Genomic DNA, 22,326 nt, shown 5'->3' on the forward strand with positions numbered 1-22,326 from the left:
ACGTAACCTCCAGGGCTTACCAGTGACATGAGAGGATCACCCGCGTGACTGCCTTGCCGAGTGTTTCGTACTCCATCACCGTTCGCCTCGAGGTGCCCGCGGGCGGCTCGACGGTGAGCAAGTTGACGACCGCGGTCGAGCAGGCCGGCGGTCTGGTCACCGCACTCGACGTGACCGCGTCCGGCCACGAGCGGCTGCGGATCGACGTCACCTGCGCCGCGGCCGACACCGAGCACGCCGGCCGGCTGGTCGAGGCGATGCGGGCCGTGCCGGGCGTCGAGATCGCCCGGGTCTCGGACCGGACGTTCCTGATGCACCTCGGCGGCAAGATCTCGATGGAGGCCAAGCACCCGATCCGCAACCGCGACGACCTGTCGATGATCTATACGCCGGGGGTGGCGCGGGTCTGCCTGGCGATCGCGGCGAACCCGGACGACGCGCGCCGGCTGACGATCAAGCGCAACAGTGTCGCGGTGGTCACCGACGGTTCCGCCGTACTGGGGCTGGGCAACATCGGCCCGAAGGCCGCGCTGCCGGTGATGGAGGGCAAGGCGGCGCTGTTCAAGCGGTTCGCCGGGATCGACGCGTGGCCGCTGTGCCTGGACACCCAGGACACCGAGGCGATCATCCAGGTGGTCAAGGCGATCGCACCCGGGTTCGCGGGGATCAACCTGGAGGACATCTCCGCGCCGCGCTGCTTCGAGATCGAGAGGCGGCTGCGCGAGGAGCTGGATATCCCGGTCTTCCACGACGACCAGCACGGTACGGCGGTCGTGGTGCTGGCGGCGCTGTTCAACGCGCTCCGAGTGGTCGGCAAGGACATCGGTGAGGTCCGGGTGGTGCTGTCGGGCGCGGGTGCGGCCGGTACCGCGATCCTGAAGCTGCTGATCGTGGCCGGCGTGCGGGACGCGATCGTCGCCGACATCGCCGGCGTCATCCACACCGAACGCGACGGGCTGTCGCCGGAGCTGCGCTGGATCGCGGAGAACACCAACGCGGCGAAGTACAGCGGTGACCTGAAGGGTGCGCTGCGCGGGGCGGACGTGTTCATCGGCGTCTCCGCGCCGAACATCCTGACCGGCGCCGACATCGCCACCATGAACAAGGACGCGATCGTCTTCGCCCTGGCCAACCCGGACCCGGAGGTCGACCCGGCCGCGGCGCACGAGCACGCGGCCGTGGTGGCGACCGGGCGCAGCGACTTCCCGAACCAGATCAACAATGTGCTGGTCTTCCCGGGCGTCTTCCGCGGTCTGCTCGACGCGCAGTCGTCGAAGGTGTCGATCCAGATGGAGCTGGCCGCCGCGAAGGCGCTGGCCGGTGTCGTCACCGACGACGAGCTGAACGCGGACTACATCGTGCCCAGCGTCTTCCACCCGGAGGTGCACACGATCATCGCCCACGCCGTCCGCGACGCGGCCGGCGGCAAGGCTCCGGCGGCGGAGAGCTTCCCGGACGACTCTCCGGCGCTGTGAGTACGGTGGTTGGGTGACTTCTACTCTGACGGGGGCGACGGCCGGGTCGCGAGTGACGGTGTGGGCGTGGCGGATCGGCTTCGTCGCCGCCTGCGCGCTGCAGTTGTACGGCGTCTACGCGCCGCGGGAGGCTGGTCCGCACGTCGGGATCCCGCAGGTGGACAAGATCGCGCACTTCTTCCTGTTCGCGTCGGTCGCATTCCTCGGGCTGAAGGTCGGAGTGCCGGCGCGCTGGTTGCTGGCGGCACTGGTCGCGAACGCGATCGTCAGCGAGATCGTGCAGCACTACCTGCTGCCGCAACGCGACGGCGATCCGTTCGACGCGATCGCGGACCTCGCCGGTGTTGCTTTCGGTGCCTGGCTGGCCTTCCGAGTGCTCCGTCGTACGACATGATGGAGTCATGACGGCCACGACCCTGACCGGTTCGCTGCTCGTGGCGACCCCGTTGCTCGACGAGCCGCCCTTCCGCCGGTCGGTGATCCTCCTGCTGGATCACGACGACGACGGCGCGCTGGGGGTGGTGGTGAACCGCGCGGCCGACCTGGCCGTCGACCGGGTGCTCCCGGACTGGTCCACCACGGTGAACGAGCCGGGCGTGCTCTTCATGGGCGGTCCGGTCGGCACCGACAGCGCGCTGGCCGTCGCGGAGGTGATCGAGTCGGCGGACCCGCCCGGCTGGCGGGAGTGCTTCGGGCGGATCGGGCTGATCGACCTCGACGTACCGCCGGCACTGCTCGAGGGCGCGATCCAGCGGATGCGGATCTTCGCCGGGTACGCCGGCTGGTCCAGCGGGCAGCTCGAGGGCGAGATCACCGAGGGCGCCTGGTACGTCGTCGAGTCCGAACCCGACGACGTGTTCAGCCTGCACCCGGACACCCTGTGGCGCCGGGTGCTCCGCCGCCAGAACGATCAGATGGCGTATCTGGCGACGTACCCGGACGATCCGACCCTGAACTGACGTCCGGGCCTACTCCTCGCCGCCGTCGTCACCAGGGTTGAGCGAGTCCCAGATCTCCTTGCACTCCGGGCAGACCGGGAAGCGCTGCGGGTCGCGGCTCGGCACCCACACCTTGCCGCACAGCGCGACCACCGGCGTGCCCATCACCATCGCCTCGGTCAGCTTGTCCTTCGGCACGTAGTGCGAGAACCGCTCGTGATCGCCGGGCTCTTCCAGCGACGGCTGGGTCCGCTCGTCGACGACCGTCTCGGCGCCAGGGGTCAGCTGAGTACTCATGCCCCAAAGTGTAGAACGCAACTCCAGCGAACCCGGGAACTTTCTCCACAGACCGCCCGTACCGCGACACGCCGGTCGAGGTTTGCCGGCGAAGTCAGGTAACGTTCCTGCACGGCCGACAGTCGACTAACGGGGGAGTATGCCGTCCGTGGATTCGAGCGTGCCAGCTGGACCAGCCGTGCTTCCGCCGGCGTATCCGGACCGCGCCGCCTGGGGGACCGCGAGCAAGCTGCGGGCCTGGCAGGCGGAGGCGCTCAAGCTTTATCTCGACCAGCAGCCGCGGGACTTTCTCGCCGTGGCGACTCCAGGAGCCGGTAAGACCACGTTCGCGTTGACCGTGGCCGCCGAGTTGTTGCACCGGCGGCAGATCGAGCGGGTCACGGTGGTGACGCCGACCGAGCACCTGAAGGTCCAGTGGGCCGAGGCGGCCGACCGGGCCGGGATCGCGATCGACCCCGCGTTCGCCGGCCGGCGCGGCAAGACCAACAAGGACTTCCAGGGCGTCGCGGTGACGTACGCCGGGATCGCGGTGAACCCGCTGGCCTTCCGGGTCCGGACGGAGCGGTTCAAGACGCTGGTGATCCTGGACGAGGTGCACCACGGCGGCGACGCGCTCAGCTGGGGTGACGGCGTCCGGGAGGCGTTCGAGCCCGCGGCCCGCCGGTTGTGCCTGACCGGTACGCCGTTCCGCAGTGACGACAACCCGATCCCGTTCGTCACGTACGAGCACGGGCCGGACGGCGTCGCGCGGAGCAAGGCGGACTACACCTACGGATACGGTCACGCTCTGCGCGATCACGTCGTACGCCCGGTGATCTTCATGTCGTACTCCGGTGAGATGCGGTGGCGGACCAAGGCCGGGGACGAGGTCGCGGCCCGGCTGGGTGAACCGTTGACCAAGGACCTGACTGCGCAGGCCCTGCGTACGGCGCTGGACCCGGCAGGCGAGTGGATGCCGGCGGTGCTGGCGGCCGCGGACAAGCGGCTGACCGAGGTTCGGCGGCACATGCCGGACGCGGGCGCGCTGGTGATCTCGGGTGATCAGAACACGGCCCGCGCGTACGCGAAGACGCTGCGGGAGCTGACCGGAGAGGCGCCGACCGTGGTGCTGTCCGACGAGAAGGCGGCGAGCAAGAAGATCGCGAAGTTCTCCGAGGGGGACTCGCGGTGGATGGTCGCGGTCCGGATGGTCAGCGAGGGTGTGGACGTCCCACGGCTTGCGGTCGGGGTGTACGCCACGCCTACGTCGACGCCGCTGTTCTTCGCGCAGGCGGTCGGGCGGTTCGTGCGGGCCCGGAAGCGGGGTGAGACGGCGTCGGTGTTCGTGCCGTCGGTGACCCGGCTGCTCGGGTTCGCGGCCGACATGGAGGCCGAGCGGGACCACGTGCTCGGGCGGAAGAACAGCAACGAGGACGGCGACATCTTCGCCCTCGAGGACGACCTGCTCGCCAAGGCGAACCAGACCGAGGCGGCCAGCGACGAACTGGACGCGAAGTTCGAGGCGCTCGGGTCGGACGCGAGCTTCGACCGGGTCGTGTTCGACGGTGGTGACTACGGGACCGGTGGCGATCAGGCCTCCGACGAGGAGCTCGACTTCCTCGGCCTGCCCGGGTTGCTGGAGCCGGATCAGGTGCGGGAGTTGCTGCGCGAACGGCAGGCGAAGTCGCTGGCGGCGCAGAAGCGGACCCGGCGCGGGGCGGCCGAGGAGCGCGAGGACCCCACGCCGACCGAGCTCGCCACCCACGAGCAGATCGCCCTCCTGCGCCGCGAGCTGAACGGCCTGGTCGCCGCCTGGCACCACCGCACCGGCCAGCCCCACGGCGTCATCCACAACGACCTCCGCCGCAAACTAGGCGGCCCCGCCGCAGCCCACGCCTCCTCCACCCAGCTCAAGGACCGCATCGAGCTGATCCGCGACTGGGCCACTCAACGCCGCGCGTGACCCCGAACCACCGAACACCCCACCTCCTGTGGGCCGAAAGGCCCTGCCCGGCCTCGAGCGGCGGGCGGATCGTAGGTGGTAGCCATCGGAGCCCATTCGGTGGGCGATGGGTGGGAAGGTCGATGATGAGGACCAATTGGACCGATGCCGCGTCAAGCATCTTCGTCCTGGCCGCGGTCGGGGTGTATCTGAGCGGCTTGGATTCAACGGCAGCGTTCGGCCTGAGCGATCGGCAGTCGGCGGCGGTGGTGTTCGGACTGGGGGTCGCGGCCTGCACCGCGGCGCGGTCCTATCTCGCGGGCGTCTACGGTGCTGGTCCGGGTCGCCGTGCACCACTGGCGTACCTCGTGCTGGTCACTGGTATCGGTGCCGTGGCGTTGGTCGCGGGGATCATCGCGGTCATCGGCGGCGGCAGCGGCGCCATGGCAACCCTGGTTGCCGCGATCGTTGCGATGTGGATGCTGGCGAGCGCAAGGCACCTTGGCTGGATTGCGGCGCCCAGGCGACTTCGGCGCGACGAGGAAGCCACGTCGTCACCGCACCCGTGAGGCGGCTTGGCCCTCCCCACTCCGAGCATGATCCGGCGTGAGTGCGGCATCGGCCGTGCAGCAAGGGCAAGCCGGCTGAGCCAGGAAAGCAGGTCCGACATGGTCTTGGTCCGCATCGCGGCAGGAGTGTTCCTCCTTGCTCACGGGCTCGTCCACCTGCTCTACCTCGCCGACGACGTGCACGAGTTCTCTCTGGATCGGTCGTGGCTGGTGCCCGCCGTCGCACGGCGCCCACTCGCATTGGGCCTCATCGCGGCAACGACTGTCGCCTTCGCCATCCTCGCGTTGGCTGTGTGGGGCGTTCCAGGTCTGTCGGCGGCGTGGCCAGCCCTGACTGTCATGGCCTGTCTGCTCTCCATGGTCCTGATCATCCTCTTCTGGAACACCTGGCTGGTGTTCGGCTTCGCGATCGATATCGTCCTGCTCGCCGTCGCAGTGATCCAGCCAGGCTGGGTGGGGCGAGTCCTGTCCTTGAGCTGACAGGTGGGATCGGATCGAACCGTGATCCAGGCTCACAGCACCCGGGAGAGCCCGGGCGCGCGGGTGATCAGGAGCCAGGCGGCGGCGAACGAGCAGGTGACACCGGCGATCGCGACGACCAGGGCCTTGATCTCCGCGGGAAGCCCGACGGGGCGCAGGGCGATCGCGAACCCGAGCAGGAACAGGGCTTGCAGCATGAACGCGCCATAGGCGCTGCGGCTGAGGAGAGGACCCCATCGGTACCTCCGGTCCAGCCGCTGCTGTGCGACGCTCAGCAGCCAGACCGATCCGAAGACCGTGAGTACGGCGTCGACGACAGCGAAAGCGACTGCGGGCCAGTGCCAACCGCCCACCGCGTCGTCGACAGCGTCGAGGAGGGCGACGACGATCAGGAGCAGCACATGGCCGATGCCGCCGGCAGGGTCAGATCGCGGCACTGGCGTGCAAGGCGATCCGGAACCGCGGTGACCCAGCCTTGGCGAGACGCGCTGATGCCGACGGCGAACACAGCGATGCACGCCGGCCACTCCCAGAAGTTGAGGTCGGTGAAGCCGCTCTCGGATCCATAGGGGTAGACCAGTCTGACGGCGAACGAGGCCGGAGCCACGGCAACTGCGGCCAGCATCAGGGTTCGCAGGGAGATCGGTCGAGTGCCGGGGCCTTCCGATGGACGCCGCCGACGCCAGGCGTTCCAGCCCGCGTACCCGACAGAGAAGACCAGAAGTACGCCGACGAACCACAGGGGACCGGTGTCGAGCCGCCCCGTGGCCAGATACTCAGCCCGATACGACCCAGGCGCGGCGCGCAGGGGATGCTGCAGCGCGTAGTTCAAGGTCGGCTGGACGAACAGGACATACACAACGAACGGCACGCCCAGGCGAAGCAGTCGGTCACGGAGAAAGCGACCGGTGCCCTTGCGTTCGAGTGATGACGGGGTGAGGAGCCCGGCGACCAGGAACAGCAGGGCAATCAGGAAGAACGCGAAGGGGCTCACCAGCACGAACAGCACGACCTGGGTCGCCGTCGCCAGGGTCACCTCGCGAAATTCGGTGTAGGTCCATACCTCCACGATCGAGGCGTAGCCGAGGACGGCGTGGATGACGATGATCGCGGCGATCAGGACGACCTTGAGGTTGTCCAGGTACGGCCGCCGGGTCGAGGCCCACTTCTCGAGCTCCGTCCCGGCTTCCCCGAAGGATGCCCCACCTGGGCGATCCGGATTGCCACCGGTCATGACTTCACGATTCTGGATGGACGGATCCTCGAGTCAGGGGCGAAGGGCCTGGCGAGCGAGCCCGCAAGCCCTGTCTGTGCCGAGCCGAACAGCAGACTGCCGATGGACCCGCGATGTCGGCCCGGCTTCGCCTCGTGGAGACTGGCCGCCTATTTCGCGGCCGCTGAGGTCCCGCTCTCCGTGGTGCGAGCGGGCGCCCTCGCCATCGGCGGCTGCGGCGCTTGGTCGCTGTGCCATGCGTCGCGCAACCGAAGAGTGTTGCCGCTGTGGAGTATCGCGTTGGTGTACACGCGTCCGGCGAGTACGACGAGGCAGGTGATGGCGGCCAGGGTGAGGGCCACAGCGAGCAGCGGCTCCCACCAGGTGACCGAGCCGAGCGCGATACGGCCGGGCATGGCGAACGGCGCGGTTGCCGGGAACAGCGAGAGCAGCCGGGACCACACACCGTCCGGGTCTCCGCTGACCGTGAGGAATGCGGCCCAGTAGCACGCGATCAGCACGTAGCCGATAGGCCCGGCGACGCTCTGCGCGTCCTCGGTCCGTGACGCGAGCGCGCCGAGCGCGCCGTACGCCATCGCGTAGAGGGCATAGCCGAGCACGAACCACACGACCGCCCAGGCGAGCACGCCGGCGCCGACGGCCGGTATGTCGACGGAGTCGACCACGAGAGTGGCGATCAGCGCCGCCACGGCGGTCAGGGCGAACTGGGCGAACCCGAGCAGTCCGATGCCGGCGACCTTGCCGGCCAGCAGGACCCGAGCGGGTATGCGGGCCAGCAGCACCTCGACGACCCGGCTGGACTTCTCCTCCACGACGCCTGTCAGGACGAGGTTCCCGTAGATGACGATTGCCAAGAGCAACAGGGTTGTCATCACAATGGCTGCCAGTTCGTCGTCGGGGCTGCGCCCGGCGGCCGAGCCGAGCTCGACGTTCGCGACGGGAACGGGGGCCATCACCGCGCGTAGGTCGTTGGGGTCGATGCCGGCGGCCGCGGCCCGTTCCTGAACGGCGACCAGCTGAATGCCGCCGGTGACGACAGCCTGCAGTTGCTCGTCGACGCTGCCCGGCCACTCCAGCCGGTGGGCGTCGACCAGGAGTACGTCGACCTCGTCCGCGCGGAGCGCCTCCTCCCCGGCGGCCACATCGTCGTACCGGTGCACGCGGACCGTGGTGCCGATGGCAGCGCCCTGGGCGAGGATGGCCGACGACAACGCGCTGGGGACGGCACTGGTCAGGCCGACATCCTTGGGTCCGCCGCCGGTGTCCAGGTTCGCAGGCACCACGATCAGGGCGATGACGACGACGAGCATCACTATCAGCCCTGCCCGGAAGCTGCGTGACCTGCTGCGCTCGCGGACCTCGCGGAGGGCGACCAGCCAGGCCTGCCGCAGGCCGGTCATGCCGCCACCGCCTGGCGGAACAGCTCTGACAGCGTCGGGGGCTGGTAGGCGAAGGAGACAACATCACCGCTGGACCGGGCGGCGGCCACGACCGCTGCCAGATCGGCGTCGCGGTCGACCTGCAGCCGCGCATGTCCGTCTTTGGCTTCGACGACCTGGACCGTCGCCAACCTCGACCAGTCCGGCGCGAGCCCCCGGTAGCGGATGTCCACGAATCGTTGCGGAACGGCCGCCCGGAGGTCCGTCAGATCGCCGGCGAGCACGATGCGTCCGTGGTCGATGATGACCACGTCTTCACACAGCTCCTCGACCAGATCGAGCTGGTGGCTGGAGAACAGCACCGTCGCGCCCGCTGCGGCGAGTTCGGCCAGGAGGTCCGCCATGGCGGCCATGGCGATGGGGTCCAAGCCGGAGAACGGCTCGTCAAGAACGAGCAGGTCGGGCTCGTTGACGAGCGCGGCGATCAGCTGGACCCGCTGCTGGTTGCCGTGCGACAGAGCGTCCAGGCGGTCCGTCGCCCGGTCCGCGAGGCCGAGCCGCTCGAGCCACCGGTCGGCGATCTGGCCTACGTCGCTGTCAGTCCGTCCGCACAGTTGGCCGAGATACAGCAACTGCTCCCGGACTCGCATGCGTGGGTACAAACCCCGCTCCTCCGGCATGTAGCCGAACCGTGCCCGTTCCACCCCGGTGACGGGCGCGCCCCGCCACGACACCGCGCCGGCGTCCAACCGGACGAGCCCGAACACCGCGCGCATCGCGGTGGTCTTGCCTGCCCCATTGGGTCCGAGAAATCCGGTGATCCGGCCCGGCCGGGCCTCGAACGTACATCCGTCGAGCGCGGCCACAGGACCGAACCGCTTCGCCGCCGAGTCGAAAGCGAGCACGATCCACCTCCCCTTCCAGCCTCCCCGCCACGCCCTGGAGCGTTAGGGCACAACGGCCCCAACCAGGCGGGGCTCATGACCGCCTCGAACAGCCGGCGGTGAGCCCGATCCTGGAGCCGGCGGGGGTGCGCGGGTTGCTAGACGACGTCGCGTTGTTGGACGGCCAGGAGGCCGAGAGCCGCGGGTACAAGTCCCCAGGCGAGGAGCACCGCGAGGGCAGCCCACAGGTTGACGTCGGTGCTGACCCCTGAGATGACGGCGCCGAGCGTCGGCGGGATCCAGGAGGCGGCGTTGTTGAAGAGCTGGACGATGAGCGGCGGGAGGATGAACAGCACCAGCACGACTGCGGTGACGGCGCCACCGAGGTTGCGGATGATGGCCCCGAGTCCCGCGCCGAGAACGGCACCGAGAGCCCCGGCGAGGGTTGAGGCGGCGAGGAGTTGAGTCACGTTACCGGCCGCGACCATGAAGCCGTACTGGGTGCTCGGCAGCGCGGCGGCAACCCCGGCAATGATGAGCGCCTGACCGGCGAACCCCAGCACCCCGCCGCCCAGAAGAACCGCGGTCAGCTGGGCGAGGACCGCCCGCGGCCGCCTCGGGGACATCAGGAACATCGGCACGACCGTGTTGTGTCCGTACTCTCGAGCCACTGCGATGGCCCCGAAAAGTGCGGTACCGATCATGGCGTTGAAGGCGAACGCCATCAGCGATTGCTGGTCCGTGGCGGTGGCGATGAACCGTTTGCTGCCGTCCATGTCGGTGCCGAACATGACGACCGCTGCGTTGATGCCGGCGATCACGACCAGGACCGCGAGGAACCCCCACGGCAACTTGGTGGTGGTGAGCTTGCGGAGCTCGCCTCTGACGAGTCGTAGCCATGTCATAGCGGTACTACCTCCCTTGGGGACTCCTTCGGCAGGTCCTGCACGTTTGCGGGCGCATCGCCCGGCTTGTCGTCCTCGGTCCAGTCGAGGAACAGCTCCTCGAGGGACCCGGCCTCGGGGGCCAGTTCGTGCAGCGCGATGCCGGCGGCGCAGGCGCGGTCTCCGATCTCGGTGATCGGCAGCCCGCGGACGACCAGTCGCCCCTCGCTCGCGGCGCGCACGGTGGCGCCGGCGTCGACCAGGATGCGCGTCAGCGGCACTGGTGCGGGCGTGTGCACGGAGACGCCCGCTTTTCGCAGCGTTGACAGGGCTCCGGTGGCGACCAGGCGACCGTGGTTGATCACGACCACCTCGTCGGCGAGATGCTCGACTTCGGACAGAAGGTGGCTGGACACGAACACCGTGCCGCCGGCCGCCGCCCGTGCTCGCAGCAGGTCACGCAGCCAGCGGATCCCCTGGGGGTCGAGCCCGTTGCCGGGCTCGTCGAGCACCAGGACGGGTGGGTCGCCGAGCAGGGCGGCGGCGATCCCGAGCCGTTGCCGCATCCCCAGTGAGTAGGCGCCGACGTGACGGTCGGCGGCGTCTGCCAGGCCGACCATGTCCAGGGATTCGGCGACGCGGGGCGGCGCGATGCCGATGCAGTCGCCGAGGATCCGGAGGTGGTTGCGACCGCTGCGTCCGGGGTGGAACGCGTTCGGCTCGAGGACGACTCCGAGGGTGCGAGCCGGCTCGTGCAGCTCGCGGTAGCGGGTGCCGCCGATCGTGGCGCGCCCCGCGTCGGCGGAGGCGAGGTCGAGGAGGATCTTCATCGTGGTCGACTTGCCGGCACCGTTGGGGCCGAGGAAGCCGGTCACCCGTCCAGGCTGGACGCTGAAGCAGAGGTCGTCGACGACCACCTCGTGGCCATAGCGTTTGGTGACGTGCTCAATCTCGAGCGTGTACATGCGGATGTCCCCCTTCTCGGCGCGTGCCCGATCCACCTTCCCTTCCAGCGTCCCTGCCACGCCCGGAATCGTCAGGGCACAACGTCCCTAACCATGCGGGCCGATCACCTGATCGAGCGGCGGATGGTCAACCTTGCGACATCGATTGGGTGCCGATGACGTCGAGCAGGCGGAGCGCCTCGTCGGAGGGGGAGCCGGGCTCGGCGGTGTAGAGGACGATCCGTTGGTCGCGCTCCGGGATGACCAGGACCTCGCAGATCACGTCGATCCGGCCGACCTCCGAGTGGAAGATCGTCTGGCACAGGGTCTGCTGCCGGCCCACCTCGTGCCGCGCCCAGATCGCCGCGAACTCCGCGCTGCCGTCGAGCAGATCGGTCACCAGCCGGGCGATGGCCGGATCGTCCGGGTAGGTGCTGGTCGCGGCCCGCAGGTCGGCGGCCGCCTCCCGCGCGAACTCCCGGGTCGCGTCCTCGCCGAACAGTCGGGTCTGCCGGTCGGTCAGGAACCGTAGGCGCAGAAGGTTCCGATCCCGCGGCGACAGGGCGGAGAAGTCCGTGATCAACGCCGCCGCCAGTGGATTCCACGCGAGGACGTCGTACTTCGCGTCCAGCACCAGCCCTGGTACGTCGAGCCGCGCCAGCATCCGCAGTACGCCGGTCCGCACGTCGGCCGGTGGACCCGGAGGCGGACCGGGTTGCTCGCCGCCGAGCCGGAACAGGTGATCGCGTTCGTCGTCGGACAGCCGCAGTGCGCGGGCCAGGCCGGTCAGCACCGCGCGGGACGGGCGTGGACCGCGGCCCTGCTCGAGCCGGGTGTAGTAGTCGGTCGACATGGTGGCGAGGCTCGCGACCTCCTCCCGCCGCAGCCCCGGCGTCCGTCGCCGCAGGCCCGCCGGCAGACCGACATCGGCCGGCTGCAACGCCTCCCGCCGGAGGCGGAGGAACTCCGCGAGCTGTCCCCGATCCATGAACCCAGAATCGCAGCCGTCGCCAACCGCAACCAGGGACTGCCGATCCCAGGCTCAACTCGCTCTGCCTCGGCACGCCGGACCGCAGCAGCCTGGACCGCATGACCACGCACAAGATCGCGCTCGTCACGGGCGCCAACAAGGGCATCGGCAAGGAGATCGCACGGCAGCTGGGGCAGGCCGGGTTCACCGTGCTGATGGGCTCGCGAGACCTGGCCCGCGGCGAGGCCGCCGCCAAGGAACTGGTTGCCGAGGGCCTCGATGCGACCGGGATCCAGCTGGAGGTGACCGACGAGCAGTCGGTGCGGTCCGCGGCCAGGGAGATCGAGAACACGTACGGACGCCTCGACGTACTGGTGAACAACGCCGCGATCATCCCGGCCGGCGACGACGCGGTGTCGCGAGTGGAGTCCGGCGTACTGCGGTCGGCGTTCGAGACCAACGTGATCGGTCTGGTTTCGGTGACGCAGGCGCTGTTGCCGCTGCTGTCTCGGGCTGGGCAGGCGCGGATCGTCAATCTGTCGACGTCACTGGCGTCGTTCGCGCAGGTCGGGGATCCGGAGTCGCGGATGTCGACCGTACTGACGCTCGGCTACAACTCGTCGAAGGCTGCGGTGAACATGGTCACGGTGATGCTGGCCAACGAGCTGCGTGCTACCGGGATCCTGGTGAACGCCGCCGACCCCGGGAACTGCGCGACGGACATGGGTGGCTGGGACGCGCCGCGCACGCCTGCGGAGGGCGCCGCCGTGGCGGTCCGGCTGGCGACCCTGGGCTTTGACGGAGCGACGGGCGAGGTGCACGCGGAAGCGGGCCGCCTGCCGTGGTGACGCCCGCGCGAGACTAGACGATGGCGCCGGACCAGGCCAGGGCCTGCTTGAGCAGTTGCCCGCGGCCACCCTCGAGGTCGGCGAGCAGGCTCGGCTGGAGCGCCTCGGCCGGCGTCAGCCAGGTGAGCTCGAGCGCGTCCTGGCGCGGGTCGCACTCGCCGGTGACCGGTACGACGTACACGAGCGCGACCGCGTGCTGGCGGGGATCGTGCAGTTGTGAAACGCCCGGGAACGGGAGGTACTCGGCGACCGTGGCCGGCACCAGGCTGACCGGCAGCCGGGGGAACGCTGCCGGGCCGAGGTCCTTCTCGATGTTGCGCTGGAGCGCGTCGCGGATCGACTCGCCGTGCAGGACGCGGCCGGACACCAGCGTCCGGGTGATCTCGCCGGTTGCGGCCGAGCTGCGCAGCAGCACCCCGACCTGCTCGATCTGGCCGAAGGTGTCGACGCGGGCCGGGACGGCCTCGACGTACAGGATCGGGACCCGCGAGCGGGTCTCGGCAAGCGCGAACTCGGACAGCCAGCCGGGGTTCGGGTCAGGCGTACGCAGCGACGTCATGGCCCCATCTTTGCCTACGGTCGGAAGGTGGAGCGGTAGCGGGAGGGGCTGAGGCCGAAGGTGGCGCGGAAGCGGCGGCTGGCGTGGCTCGGGTCGTGCCAGCCGACCATCGCGCCGACGGTCGCGATCGGCAGTTCGGTCTCGATCAGCAGGCCCGCGGCCCGCTCGGCGCGGAGGCGGTCCAGGTAGGCCATCGGGGAGATCCCCGCAGTCCGGCCGAACAAGCGGACCAGATACCCGGGCGCGAGGTTGACGAGCGCGGCGAGCCGGTCCAGCGTCCACGGCTCGTCGATGCTTGCCTCCAGCAAGCGCATCGCCTGCTGGACCGCCGGATGGGCCGGGTACGACGCTCGTCCGCCGGGCACCAGGGCGCCGGACAGCAGCCCGAAGACGTCCGGACCGAGATACGCGTTGCGCACCACCAGCCCGGCGCAGTCGGTGTACCCGTGCCACTCGCCCGGCCGCAGCACGACGACCGAGTCGGGCTGGAGCGCCACCTCGCCGGCGGCCGAGACGTGCGTACCCCGGCCCGCGACGACGACCGCGATCTCGAAGAACGCGTGGCTGTGCGGCGCGACGTCGGCGACCAGCTCGAGCCGCTCACCGGCGACCGGGAGACGCTGGTCGGGGAACACCTCGCTGCTCAGAACGTTGTGCACGCGCACCTCACAGGTCAAGATCGGTCAAGTCTTGGTCAACCACTGCCTGTCATCCACGGCCGGTACACCGCAGGCTGGAAGGACCTTCCCGGCAACGGATTTCGAGGAGCACACCGATGACCACGACCGACCCTACGGCACCCGCCGTACTGGATGAAGAGACCATTTCGGCCTATCGTCGCGACGGCGTGGTCCGGATCCGGAACATCATCAGCACCGAGGAGGCGGCCCGGTTCCGCGACGCCGCGATCGCGGCGAGCGCGTCGGCGGACGACTACGCGAACGGGTCGCCGATCTTCAAGCAGCACGTCAACGTCTGGCGGGACGACGCCGTACTGCGGGAGCTCACCCTCGACCCGCGGCTCGCCGCGGCCGCCACCGCGCTGGCCGGGGTGCCGGTGCGGATCTGGCACGACCAGCTGTTGATCAAACCGCCGCACAACGGCGCGGCGACCGAGTTCCACCAGGACGCGCCGTACTGGCCGCACGCCGGGTCGCGGGCCTCGCTGTCGGCGTGGGTCGCGCTGGTCGATGTACCGGTGGAGCGCGGGTGCATGACGTTCATCCCCGGCTCGCAGCGCCACCAGGATCTGCGCAGCCAGGATCTGGCCGATCGGGACGACATGTTCCGGGCCGCGCCCGACCTGCGCTGGGAGGAGCGGCTGACGATCCCCCTGCGGGCAGGGGACTGCACCTTCCACAACGCCTACCTGGCCCACTCCGCGACGCCGAACCTCACCGACGATCCGCGCATCGCCCACGTCGCCATCTACATCGACGCGGCCACCACGTACACCGGTGTCGGCCACGTCGTCACCGACGGTCTCCGCCTGACCGTAGGCGAACCGTTCGATGACGACCACTTCCCGCGGGTCTGATACTTCACGCTATGACATAAGTTGTCAGAGTGCCGCTGCTGACTGACATCCGCCCGCTGAAGGAGTCAGCGGACTTCCGGCGGTTGTGGGTCGGGTCGACGGTGTCGCAGCTCGGCCAGCAGATGACCGCGGTGACCGTGTCGATCCAGGTGTACGCGCTGTCGCACTCCACGTTCGCGGTCGGGCTGGTCGGGTTGTGCGCACTGGTGCCGCTGATCGTCTTCGGCCTGTACGGCGGGGCGATGGCCGACGCGATCGACCGGCGTACCCTCGCGCTCGTCTCGTCATCCGGACTGTGGCTGCTCTCGATGATCCTGGTGCTGCAGTCGCAGCTGCACTGGAACCAGGTGTGGATCCTGTACGCCGTCGTGGCCTGCCAGTCGGCGTGCTTCGCGGTGAACAACCCGGCCCGGTCCGCGATCATCCCGCGGCTGATCCGGCCCGAGCTGCTGCCGGCCGCCAACACGCTCAGCCAGGCCGCGTTCAACCTGGGCTTCACCGCCGGGCCGCTGCTCGGTGCGGCGGTGATCGCCTGGCACGGGTTCGCCGCGGCGTACCTGGTCGACGTCATCACGTTCACCGCGGCCCTGTACGCACTGTTCCGGTTGCCGCCGGTGCCGCCGACGGGACTGGTCCGGCGGGCCGGGCTGCGGTCGGTGCTCGAGGGGTTCACGTTCCTGCGGGCGGCGCCGGCGCTGCTGGCGACGTTCCTCGCGGACATCCTCGCGATGGTGTTCGCCCAGCCCCGCGCGTTGTTCCCGGCCGTGGCGGGCGCGTTCTTCGCCGGCGGCGTTCGTACGGTCGGTGTCCTGCAGGCGGCTCCGGCGCTCGGCGCGCTGGTCGGAGTGCTGTTCTCCGGCTGGGTGAGCCGGGTGCGTCGTCAGGGCGTCGCGATCGTCGTCGCGATCACGGTATACGCCGCGGCGGTCGGGCTGTTCGGTCTGTCGCGCACGACCTGGCTGGGTGTCGGGCTGCTCGCGTTGTCGGGAGCGGCCGACATGGTGAGTTCGGCGTACCGCAACACCATCCTGCAGTCCGCCGCTCCGGACGCCATGCGTGGGCGGTTGCAGGGTGTCTTCATCGTGGTGGTGGCCGGCGGACCGCGCCTGGGTGACTTCGTCGCGGGTACGGCGGCGTCCCTCACCACCCCGACGATCGCGCTGCTCGGCGGCGCGACCGTCTGCATCGTCGGCCTGCTCATCCTGCTGGCCCGCAACCGGCCCTTCCGCGAGTACGACTCACAGGTCCGTGCGTTGAGCTAGGACAAACCCTAGCCGCCGGTCACCAGCTTCTTCAGCACGGTCGGCCAGGAGTCGACGTCCGGGTCGATCTGCTGCATCGGCTGGTCGTCGACGGTGACGATCTTGCGGTCGCCGAGCGGCTTCTTCAGCTTGATCGCGGTGAGCTCGACCTCGGTCGCGGGCGGGCACGGCGAGTCGCTGTCGACCAGCACGGAGATCTTGTCGTCGCCCTCCTCGACCCGCAGGTCCCCGTTGCACTCGAGGCTGGTCCCGATGAGCAGGTCGGCCTCCTTGTAGTCCGGCGCGTTCTGGATCCACTGGAGGTAGGTCGGGTGCTTCTTCCGGACCAGCTGGTACGACAGAACCGGCTGCGGCTTCGTCTCCTCGGTCGTCCCGGTGCCGTCGCCGAAGAAGCTGCCGAAGATCATGTTGATGCACGGGTCCTTGGCGTCCTTGCCATCGCCCTCGACCGCGCCGAACGCCCGGGCCGCGATGTGGCAGCCGTTCGCTTCCCGGTTCAGGGACACGTTGAAACCGATCAGGGCGACCGCGCCGACCACCATCGCGGCGGCGAGCATCCGCCGCGACCTGATCTGCTGCGGGCCGAGCACGCCGGCCGCCCGCTGAGCCTCGACCTGGGTCGCCTGCGGGTCCACCGGGTGCTGGCGGAACAGCGCCAGGATCGAGCTGGTCCACTGCGGATTGATCAGGGTCGGAACGGCATAGACCAGGATCAGCACCACGATCACGGCGACGGCGGGGAGGAGCGCCCAGTAATTTCGCACGGCAGCAAGATACGGGGCCATCGGGCCGCGCCCGAAAAACGGATACTCTTCGGAGGTGCCCGCGGAGACCTCTCAGACGCTCGACCGGGGACTCACTGTCCTCGAGTTGCTGGCGGACGCTCCGGACGGTCTCTCGATCACCGAACTGGCAGCCGCGCTGGGAGTCAGCCGGACCGTCGTCTACCGCCTGGTGAACACCCTCGAGCTGCACCGCCTGGTCCGCCGTGACAGTGAAGGCCGGGCGCGCCTCGGTCTGGCTGTGTTGCACTACAGCCGTCGCGTTCAGCCAACGCTCCGTGACGCAGCGCTGCCGGTGCTGCGATCACTCGCGGAGGACACCGGTGCGACGGCTCATCTGACCGTGGCCGATGGCGACGAGGCGCTCGCGATCGCGGTGATCGAGCCGAGCTGGACCGACTTCCACGTCTCCTACCGGATGGGCTCGCGGCATGCCCTCGACCAGGGCGCGGCCGGCAAAGCGATCCTGGCCGGACGCCGCAAACCCGACCCGGCCGGGCGGCCGTTCGTGGTCACGTCGGGGGAGTTGCAGGCCGGCGCGCAGGGCGTGTCGTCCCCGGTCCTCGGCGTACCGGGCGTCGAAGCCTCGATCGGCGTCGTCGTCCTCGGCAAACTCGACCGCGACTTCGTCGGCCCCCGCGTCGCCCGCGCGGCCGTAGAGGTCGCCAAGCGTCTCGCTTAGTTCTTCGTCGCCGCCTCGACCAGGGGCAGCACCCGGTGGGGGATCTGTTCGGCCAGCGCGATCACTGTGGATGCTCGCTGGATGCCGCGGACGATGACGACCTGGTCGATCACCCGCTGGAGGTCCGCGTTCGAGCGGGCGACGATCCGGCACCACAGGTCCTCGGCGCCGGTGATCGTGTGCACTTCGAGCACCTCCGGGATCCGGGCCAGCGCCGCGGCCACGGCCGTGTGGCCCGAGCCCTGCTCGATCTGCAGCGTCGCGAACGCCGTCACCGGATAGCCGATCGCGGTCGTGTCGATGTCCGGCCCCCACCCGCGGACGACACCGTCACGCTGCAGCCGGTCGAGCCTGGCCTGCACAGTGCCGCGCGCGACCCCGAGCCGCCGCGACGCCTCGAGTACGCCGACCCGCGGCTCGGCCGCGAACAGCCCCAGGATCCGGGCGTCCAGCGCATCCACCGACATGGCACCTCCCGCAGTGGTCAGGCTGACCAAATAGTCCAGCAGTCACCCCAGCATACTGAACAACCTGCGCAGTAGAACAAGGAACTGTTGCGCAACCTGCCTCCCCACCACGAGGCTCGGTGCACGCATCCGAACCGGGAGGATCACGATGACCAGCACCGACCTCACCCCCGCAGAGCTCGACGCCGATCTCGACCTCGACCAGCTGAAGCAGCTCGTCGGCCTGGTGCCGTACGACGAGAGCACCGACCCGTTCCCGGTCACCGCGATGGACGCGGTGGTCTTCGTGGTCGGCAACGCCACCCAGACCGCGAAGTACTACCAGCTCGCCTTCGGGATGGACCTGGTCGCGTACTCCGGCCCCGAGACGGGCAGCAAGGACAGCAAGGCGTTCGTCCTGAAGGCCGGCTCGGCCCGGTTCGTCATCACCGGCGGCGTCAGCCCGAAGAGCCCGCTGCTCGAGCACCACCGCAAGCACGGTGACGGCGTGGCCGACCTCGCGCTCGAGGTGCCGGACGTGGACAAGTGCATCGAGCACGCCCGCAAGCAGGGCGCCGTCGTACTGGAGGAGCCGAACGACGTCTCCGACGAGCACGGCACGATCCGCCGGGCCGCGATCGCGGCGTACGGCGACACCCGGCACACGCTGGTCGACCGGAGCAAGTACGACGGGCCGTACCTGCCCGGCTTCGTCGCGGCGACCACGCAGGTGACCCGGCCGGAGGGGCACCCGAAGCGGCTGTTCCAGGCGGTCGACCACGTCGTCGGCAACGTCGAGCTCGGCAAGATGGACGAGTGGGTCGGTTTCTACAACAAGGTCATGGGCTTCGTGAACATGGCCGAGTTCATCGGCGACGACATCGCTACCGACTACTCCGCGCTGATGAGCAAGGTCGTCGCCAACGGCAACCACCGGGTGAAGTTCCCGCTGAACGAGCCGGCCATCGCGAAGAAGAAGTCGCAGATCGACGAGTTCCTCGAGTTCTACGACGGCGCCGGCGCCCAGCACATCGCGCTCGCCACCAACGACATCCTGCGGACGGTCGACATCATGCGGGCGAACGGGGTCGAGTTCCTCAACACGCCGGACTCGTACTACCAGGACCCGGAGCTGCGGGCCCGGATCGGCCAGGTGCGGGTGCCGATCGAGGACCTGCAGTCCCGCGGCATCCTGGTCGACCGCGACGAGGACGGCTATCTGTTGCAGATCTTCACCGCGCCGGTCGGCGACCGCCCGACCGTCTTCTACGAACTGATCGAGCGGCACGGCTCGCTCGGCTTCGGCAAGGGCAACTTCAAGGCCCTGTTCGAGGCGATCGAGCGCGAACAAGAGCGCCGGGGCAACCTTTAAGGGTTCGCAGCCGCCATGAACCTTGCCGACAGCAACTGCACACGGCGTGTCGTCGTCCGATTACCGGATTGACTGTCCGGGCAGGGGCTGTTCGCGTAGTGTGCCTTCCTGAGTGTGCGTCGGGGCGCATGCTCAGGAAGGGTTCCGTCATGAAGACTCTGGGCATTCTGCTCAGCACCGTGGGCCTGGCCGGGGTGGGCGCGATCGCCCTCGCCGCGACACCGGCCCAGGCGGCCGAAGCCGCGAGCTGTTCGGGCGCGAGATCCATTGCGTCAGCGCCGATGCTGCGTGATCAGAGACCGCCCAGTTGGGGCACGGTCCGGCTGGTCCGGGACAGCTGTTCGCAGTACTGGGCCGAGATCACCATGGCGTCGCCGGTGGTGGCCAACGCGAAGGCCAACGCCTTCCTGGTCCAGTACGGCGGCGCCAACAGTGGTCGCGTGCTCAGCTGTGACAGCAGCGGCGGCAACGGCGCGGTGATCCAGGGCCAACGCACCTGCCGGACTCCCAAGGTCAAGTCGACCGACGGCGCTGTCACCTTCGCCGCGATCGGTCGCGAGTTCCACAACTACGGCGGCGGCTACGAGGAGATCTCGGAGAACGCCACCAAGCGCACCCGCTGAGCCCGCTCACCCGATGGGGTGACGCGTGGGGTGATTCTTCCGGAAGCGGACACCGTTACTGGCGCGTCACGTCGGAGGCAGCTACTAGGCTCGCAGTATGAGTGACGTTGTCGAGCAACTGCGCCAGGCGTTGCCTCCCGAGGCGCTGGTGACGGATCCGGACCGGATGGAGAGTTACCGGTACGACCGGGCGATGTTCTGCCCGGCCGGGATGCCGCTCGCCGTCGTACTGGCCCGGGAGACCGCGCATGTGCAGGCGGCGGTGAAGATCGCGGCGGAGGCCGGCGTACCGGTGGTGCCGCAGGGTGCCCGGTCCGGGCTGTCCGGGGCGGCGAACGCGCTCGACGCCTGCATCGTGATCTCGCTGGAGAAGATGGACAAGGTGCTGGCGATCGAGCCGGTCGACCGGTACGTCGTCACTCAGCCCGGCGTCTACAACGCCGTACTGTCCCGGGCCGTCGCCGAGCACGGGCTGTTCTACCCGCCGGACCCGTCCAGCTGGGAGTTCTGCTCGATCGGCGGCAACCTGTCGACGAACTCCGGCGGCCTGTGCTGCGTGAAGTACGGCGTGACCACGGACTATGTGCTCGGCCTGGAGGTCGTACTCGCGGACGGCCGGGTGCTGCGGACCGGCCGCAAGACCGTGAAGGGCGTCGCCGGGTACGACCTGGCCAAGCTGATCGTGGGCAGCGAGGGGACGCTCGGCATCATCACCGAGGCGACGCTCGCGTTGCGTCCGCAGGCGGCGAAACCACGGACGATGGCGGCGCTGTTCGGCTCCGGTGTCGTGGCGGGCGAGGCGATCCTCGAGATCATTCGCAGCGGTGTCTCGCTGAGCCTGCTGGAGATCATGGACCGGACCACGATCCGCGCCGTGAACAAGTACAAGCGGATGGATCTGCCGGACGAGGCCGCGGCGATGCTGATCGCGCAGTCCGACGCGGGTGGCGAGGCCGGCGCGGCCGACGTCGCCGCGGTGGCGAAGCTGTGCCGCGACCACGGTGCGCTGGAGTGCATCGAGGCGGAGGACGACGCCGAGGGCGAGCTGCTGCTCGAGGGCCGGCGGGCGGCGCTGACCGCACTCGAGCAACTCGGGACGACGATGATCGACGACGTCGCCGTGCCCCGGTCCCGGCTGGCCGACTTCATCGGCCGGATCGAGCAGTTGTCGGCCGAGCTGGACATCACGATCGGGGTGCTCGGGCACGCCGGTGACGGCAACATGCACCCGACGGTGGTCTTCGACCAGACCGACGCCGACCAGGCCGCGCGGGCACAGCAGGCGTTCGACCGGGTGATGGAGATCGGGCTCGAGCTCGGCGGCACGATCACCGGTGAGCACGGTGTCGGCGTCCTGAAACGGACCTGGCTGGTCGAGGAGATCGGCCCGGTCGCGATCGACGTCCACCGCGCGATCAAGGCCGCCCTGGACCCGAAGAACATCCTGAATCCCGGCAAGGTCGTGGCCGGCTAGCGGCTGTGACTCAACCGCAACGGAACTGCCGAGGCCATTCGACGTCCATGGCCGTCGGCTGTGACGTGCGGCCCGCACTATGGAAGGTAGTTGTCTGAATCTCCCGGGGGATCGATGAGGCAGGGTAGGAGGCGCCCTATGCGCACGCGGCCTTCGGGGCGTCGGTGGCCTGCCGCGCTACGCCGTACCGCGATCCCTGCCGTCGCAGCCTTCGTCGCCCTGACCGTCCTGTCCGCCTGCGCGAACGGCGGCGGCCTGCGGGTCGAGGGGGCCGAGGCGCCCCCGGCCAGTTCGACGCCGTCCATCGCCCTGGGCACCAACGGTGTGCAACCCGAGCTCAAGCTGACACCGGAGGTGGCCGTCGACCTGGCCCAGGTCCGGGTCAAGCTGCTCGCCGACAAGCACCTGCCGCAGTACGCGCGGAGCGTGCTAGAGAAATGTACGGTGATTCCGCGTTGCCTCAGCCGGGGTAAGACCGTTGATGTTATGCACAGCGGTACTCCTCAGCAGATCGTCTTCATCCACACCCTGGAGAATTTCGTCTTCGGTTTCTTCCTGATCGCCGTCGAGCCCTCGGGCCCGCGACCGATCTGGAGCCTGAAAGCCGATCTGCCGACGGTCAACGCCAGCCCGCAGGGTGAGTTGGTCGTCGAGTCGAAGATCTTCACGATCGACGACAAGGTCTGTTGCCCGTCGGGCGGGCGGATCGAGGTCTACCGTTGGGACGGCCGTCAGATGGCCAAGGTGAGCTCGACCGACCAATAAG

The 22,326-nt window shown here is 69.3% G+C and carries 26 protein-coding genes; 14 read left to right on the forward strand and 12 right to left on the reverse strand.

Going from position 1 to position 22,326, the window contains the following annotated elements; translation table 11 throughout:
- Positions 1-44: 44 nt before the first annotated feature.
- From OG558_RS20245 to OG558_RS20255, 3 genes are read left to right on the forward strand one after another with little or no spacing between them, the layout of a single operon-like run.
- Positions 45-1,475 carry an NAD-dependent malic enzyme gene (locus tag OG558_RS20245; protein WP_405071645.1) on the forward strand — a complete coding sequence of 477 codons (1,431 nt, stop codon included), beginning with the start codon at positions 45-47 and terminating at the stop codon, positions 1,473-1,475.
- Between the two features lie 13 nt (positions 1,476-1,488).
- The gene (locus OG558_RS20250; protein ID WP_405071646.1) at positions 1,489-1,869 is read left to right on the forward strand and encodes a VanZ family protein; all 381 of its coding nucleotides are present in this window, start codon (positions 1,489-1,491) and stop codon (positions 1,867-1,869) included.
- 7 nt (positions 1,870-1,876) lie between these two features.
- Positions 1,877-2,434 carry a YqgE/AlgH family protein gene (locus OG558_RS20255; protein ID WP_328523413.1) on the forward strand — a complete coding sequence of 186 codons (558 nt, stop codon included), beginning with the start codon at positions 1,877-1,879 and terminating at the stop codon, positions 2,432-2,434.
- A 9-nt stretch (positions 2,435-2,443) separates the two neighbouring features.
- Here OG558_RS20255 and OG558_RS20260 read toward each other — a convergent pair whose 3' ends face one another.
- Positions 2,444-2,710, reverse strand: a complete 267-nt coding sequence (locus OG558_RS20260) for a DUF3039 domain-containing protein (RefSeq protein WP_328523412.1) — start codon at positions 2,708-2,710, stop codon at positions 2,444-2,446.
- Between the two features lie 139 nt (positions 2,711-2,849).
- Here OG558_RS20260 and OG558_RS20265 point away from each other — a divergent pair, with 139 nt between their 5' ends.
- From OG558_RS20265 to OG558_RS20275, 3 genes are all read left to right on the forward strand, one after another.
- Complete coding sequence (locus tag OG558_RS20265) at positions 2,850-4,652, forward strand: DEAD/DEAH box helicase (protein ID WP_405071647.1); 1,803 nt, start codon at positions 2,850-2,852, stop codon at positions 4,650-4,652.
- Between the two features lie 122 nt (positions 4,653-4,774).
- Entirely contained in the window at positions 4,775-5,200 is a 426-nt protein-coding gene (locus tag OG558_RS20270) for a hypothetical protein (protein WP_405071648.1), read from the forward strand.
- 99 nt (positions 5,201-5,299) lie between these two features.
- Entirely contained in the window at positions 5,300-5,680 is a 381-nt protein-coding gene (locus OG558_RS20275) for a hypothetical protein (protein ID WP_405071649.1), read from the forward strand.
- Between the two features lie 32 nt (positions 5,681-5,712).
- On the opposite strand, the gene OG558_RS20280 is transcribed toward OG558_RS20275, so the two are convergent.
- The 7 genes from OG558_RS20280 to OG558_RS20310 form a co-directional block, all read right to left on the reverse strand.
- Positions 5,713-6,081, reverse strand: a complete 369-nt coding sequence (locus OG558_RS20280; protein ID WP_405071650.1) for a hypothetical protein — start codon at positions 6,079-6,081, stop codon at positions 5,713-5,715.
- A complete protein-coding gene (locus OG558_RS20285; protein ID WP_405071651.1) occupies positions 6,069-6,914 on the reverse strand; it encodes an acyltransferase family protein in 846 nt (281 codons plus the stop codon). The genes OG558_RS20280 and OG558_RS20285 overlap by 13 nt, the downstream gene beginning before the upstream one ends.
- A gap of 149 nt (positions 6,915-7,063) precedes the next feature.
- Positions 7,064-8,314, reverse strand: a complete 1,251-nt coding sequence (locus OG558_RS20290) for an ABC transporter permease (protein ID WP_405071652.1) — start codon at positions 8,312-8,314, stop codon at positions 7,064-7,066.
- Positions 8,311-9,198 (reverse strand): ABC transporter ATP-binding protein, encoded by an 888-nt coding sequence (locus OG558_RS20295; protein ID WP_405071653.1) that lies wholly within the window; start codon positions 9,196-9,198, stop codon positions 8,311-8,313. The genes OG558_RS20290 and OG558_RS20295 overlap by 4 nt, the downstream gene beginning before the upstream one ends.
- A 137-nt stretch (positions 9,199-9,335) precedes the next feature.
- Positions 9,336-10,082, reverse strand: coding sequence for a hypothetical protein (locus tag OG558_RS20300; RefSeq protein ID WP_405071654.1), 747 nt, complete (start codon positions 10,080-10,082; stop codon positions 9,336-9,338).
- Complete coding sequence (locus OG558_RS20305) at positions 10,079-11,086, reverse strand: ABC transporter ATP-binding protein (RefSeq protein WP_405071655.1); 1,008 nt, start codon at positions 11,084-11,086, stop codon at positions 10,079-10,081. Before OG558_RS20305 ends, OG558_RS20300 begins: the two co-directional genes overlap by 4 nt.
- Positions 11,087-11,153: 67 nt before the next feature.
- Positions 11,154-11,993, reverse strand: a complete 840-nt coding sequence (locus OG558_RS20310) for a helix-turn-helix transcriptional regulator (protein ID WP_405071656.1) — start codon at positions 11,991-11,993, stop codon at positions 11,154-11,156.
- Between the two features lie 101 nt (positions 11,994-12,094).
- Between OG558_RS20310 and OG558_RS20315 the strand changes: the two genes are divergently transcribed.
- Positions 12,095-12,823, forward strand: a complete 729-nt coding sequence (locus OG558_RS20315) for an SDR family oxidoreductase (protein WP_405071657.1) — start codon at positions 12,095-12,097, stop codon at positions 12,821-12,823.
- 13 nt (positions 12,824-12,836) lie between these two features.
- Here OG558_RS20315 and OG558_RS20320 read toward each other — a convergent pair whose 3' ends face one another.
- Both OG558_RS20320 and OG558_RS20325 read right to left on the reverse strand, forming a co-directional pair.
- A complete protein-coding gene (locus OG558_RS20320) occupies positions 12,837-13,382 on the reverse strand; it encodes an NUDIX hydrolase family protein (protein WP_405071658.1) in 546 nt (181 codons plus the stop codon).
- A gap of 14 nt (positions 13,383-13,396) precedes the next feature.
- Entirely contained in the window at positions 13,397-14,041 is a 645-nt protein-coding gene (locus OG558_RS20325; protein WP_405071659.1) for a helix-turn-helix domain-containing protein, read from the reverse strand.
- A 116-nt stretch (positions 14,042-14,157) separates the two neighbouring features.
- Here OG558_RS20325 and OG558_RS20330 point away from each other — a divergent pair, with 116 nt between their 5' ends.
- Positions 14,158-14,919: a phytanoyl-CoA dioxygenase family protein gene (locus tag OG558_RS20330; protein ID WP_405071660.1), complete on the forward strand. Its 762-nt coding sequence runs from the start codon at positions 14,158-14,160 to the stop codon at positions 14,917-14,919.
- A 29-nt stretch (positions 14,920-14,948) separates the two neighbouring features.
- Positions 14,949-16,181, forward strand: a complete 1,233-nt coding sequence (locus tag OG558_RS20335; RefSeq protein WP_405071661.1) for an MFS transporter — start codon at positions 14,949-14,951, stop codon at positions 16,179-16,181.
- Between the two features lie 8 nt (positions 16,182-16,189).
- Here OG558_RS20335 and OG558_RS20340 read toward each other — a convergent pair whose 3' ends face one another.
- A complete protein-coding gene (locus OG558_RS20340) occupies positions 16,190-16,945 on the reverse strand; it encodes a hypothetical protein (protein WP_405071662.1) in 756 nt (251 codons plus the stop codon).
- A 55-nt stretch (positions 16,946-17,000) separates the two neighbouring features.
- Here OG558_RS20340 and OG558_RS20345 point away from each other — a divergent pair, with 55 nt between their 5' ends.
- Positions 17,001-17,645 (forward strand): IclR family transcriptional regulator, encoded by a 645-nt coding sequence (locus tag OG558_RS20345; protein ID WP_132150562.1) that lies wholly within the window; start codon positions 17,001-17,003, stop codon positions 17,643-17,645.
- Here the strand turns inward: OG558_RS20345 and OG558_RS20350 are convergent.
- On the reverse strand, positions 17,642-18,112 hold the full coding sequence (locus OG558_RS20350) for an Lrp/AsnC family transcriptional regulator (RefSeq protein WP_328523403.1): 471 nt from the start codon (positions 18,110-18,112) through the stop codon (positions 17,642-17,644). The genes OG558_RS20345 and OG558_RS20350 overlap by 4 nt on opposite strands.
- A gap of 148 nt (positions 18,113-18,260) precedes the next feature.
- Between OG558_RS20350 and hppD the strand changes: the two genes are divergently transcribed.
- From hppD to OG558_RS20370, 4 genes are all read left to right on the forward strand, one after another.
- Positions 18,261-19,463: a 4-hydroxyphenylpyruvate dioxygenase gene (gene hppD, locus OG558_RS20355; RefSeq protein ID WP_405071663.1), complete on the forward strand. Its 1,203-nt coding sequence runs from the start codon at positions 18,261-18,263 to the stop codon at positions 19,461-19,463.
- A 149-nt stretch (positions 19,464-19,612) separates the two neighbouring features.
- Positions 19,613-20,086 carry a hypothetical protein gene (locus OG558_RS20360; RefSeq protein ID WP_405071664.1) on the forward strand — a complete coding sequence of 158 codons (474 nt, stop codon included), beginning with the start codon at positions 19,613-19,615 and terminating at the stop codon, positions 20,084-20,086.
- 97 nt (positions 20,087-20,183) lie between these two features.
- Entirely contained in the window at positions 20,184-21,560 is a 1,377-nt protein-coding gene (locus OG558_RS20365; RefSeq protein WP_405071665.1) for an FAD-binding oxidoreductase, read from the forward strand.
- A 138-nt stretch (positions 21,561-21,698) separates the two neighbouring features.
- Positions 21,699-22,325 carry a hypothetical protein gene (locus OG558_RS20370; protein ID WP_405071666.1) on the forward strand — a complete coding sequence of 209 codons (627 nt, stop codon included), beginning with the start codon at positions 21,699-21,701 and terminating at the stop codon, positions 22,323-22,325.
- Position 22,326 lies beyond the last annotated feature (1 nt).

The sequence above is a fragment of the Kribbella sp. NBC_01510 genome (genome assembly GCF_045040325.1).
Classification (GTDB): domain Bacteria; phylum Actinomycetota; class Actinomycetes; order Propionibacteriales; family Kribbellaceae; genus Kribbella.

Excerpts from the sequence above, each read along its gene's own strand:
- OG558_RS20320 (WP_405071658.1), bottom strand. The coding sequence starts at position 13,382 with ATGACGTCGCTGCGTACGCCTGACCCGAACCCCGGCTGGCTGTCCGAG.
- OG558_RS20365 (WP_405071665.1), top strand. The coding sequence starts at position 20,184 with ATGAGTGACGTTGTCGAGCAACTGCGCCAGGCGTTGCCTCCCGAGGCG.
- hppD (WP_405071663.1), top strand. The coding sequence starts at position 18,261 with ATGACCAGCACCGACCTCACCCCCGCAGAGCTCGACGCCGATCTCGAC.
- OG558_RS20330 (WP_405071660.1), top strand. The coding sequence starts at position 14,158 with ATGACCACGACCGACCCTACGGCACCCGCCGTACTGGATGAAGAGACC.
- OG558_RS20285 (WP_405071651.1), bottom strand. The coding sequence starts at position 6,914 with ATGACCGGTGGCAATCCGGATCGCCCAGGTGGGGCATCCTTCGGGGAA.
- OG558_RS20370 (WP_405071666.1), top strand. The coding sequence starts at position 21,699 with ATGCGCACGCGGCCTTCGGGGCGTCGGTGGCCTGCCGCGCTACGCCGT.
- OG558_RS20315 (WP_405071657.1), top strand. The coding sequence starts at position 12,095 with ATGACCACGCACAAGATCGCGCTCGTCACGGGCGCCAACAAGGGCATC.
- OG558_RS20350 (WP_328523403.1), bottom strand. The coding sequence starts at position 18,112 with ATGTCGGTGGATGCGCTGGACGCCCGGATCCTGGGGCTGTTCGCGGCC.
- OG558_RS20310 (WP_405071656.1), bottom strand. The coding sequence starts at position 11,993 with ATGGATCGGGGACAGCTCGCGGAGTTCCTCCGCCTCCGGCGGGAGGCG.
- OG558_RS20275 (WP_405071649.1), top strand. The coding sequence starts at position 5,300 with ATGGTCTTGGTCCGCATCGCGGCAGGAGTGTTCCTCCTTGCTCACGGG.
- OG558_RS20265 (WP_405071647.1), top strand. The coding sequence starts at position 2,850 with ATGCCGTCCGTGGATTCGAGCGTGCCAGCTGGACCAGCCGTGCTTCCG.
- OG558_RS20255 (WP_328523413.1), top strand. The coding sequence starts at position 1,877 with ATGACGGCCACGACCCTGACCGGTTCGCTGCTCGTGGCGACCCCGTTG.
- OG558_RS20300 (WP_405071654.1), bottom strand. The coding sequence starts at position 10,082 with ATGACATGGCTACGACTCGTCAGAGGCGAGCTCCGCAAGCTCACCACC.
- OG558_RS20270 (WP_405071648.1), top strand. The coding sequence starts at position 4,775 with ATGATGAGGACCAATTGGACCGATGCCGCGTCAAGCATCTTCGTCCTG.
- OG558_RS20290 (WP_405071652.1), bottom strand. The coding sequence starts at position 8,314 with ATGACCGGCCTGCGGCAGGCCTGGCTGGTCGCCCTCCGCGAGGTCCGC.
- OG558_RS20360 (WP_405071664.1), top strand. The coding sequence starts at position 19,613 with ATGAAGACTCTGGGCATTCTGCTCAGCACCGTGGGCCTGGCCGGGGTG.
- OG558_RS20260 (WP_328523412.1), bottom strand. The coding sequence starts at position 2,710 with ATGAGTACTCAGCTGACCCCTGGCGCCGAGACGGTCGTCGACGAGCGG.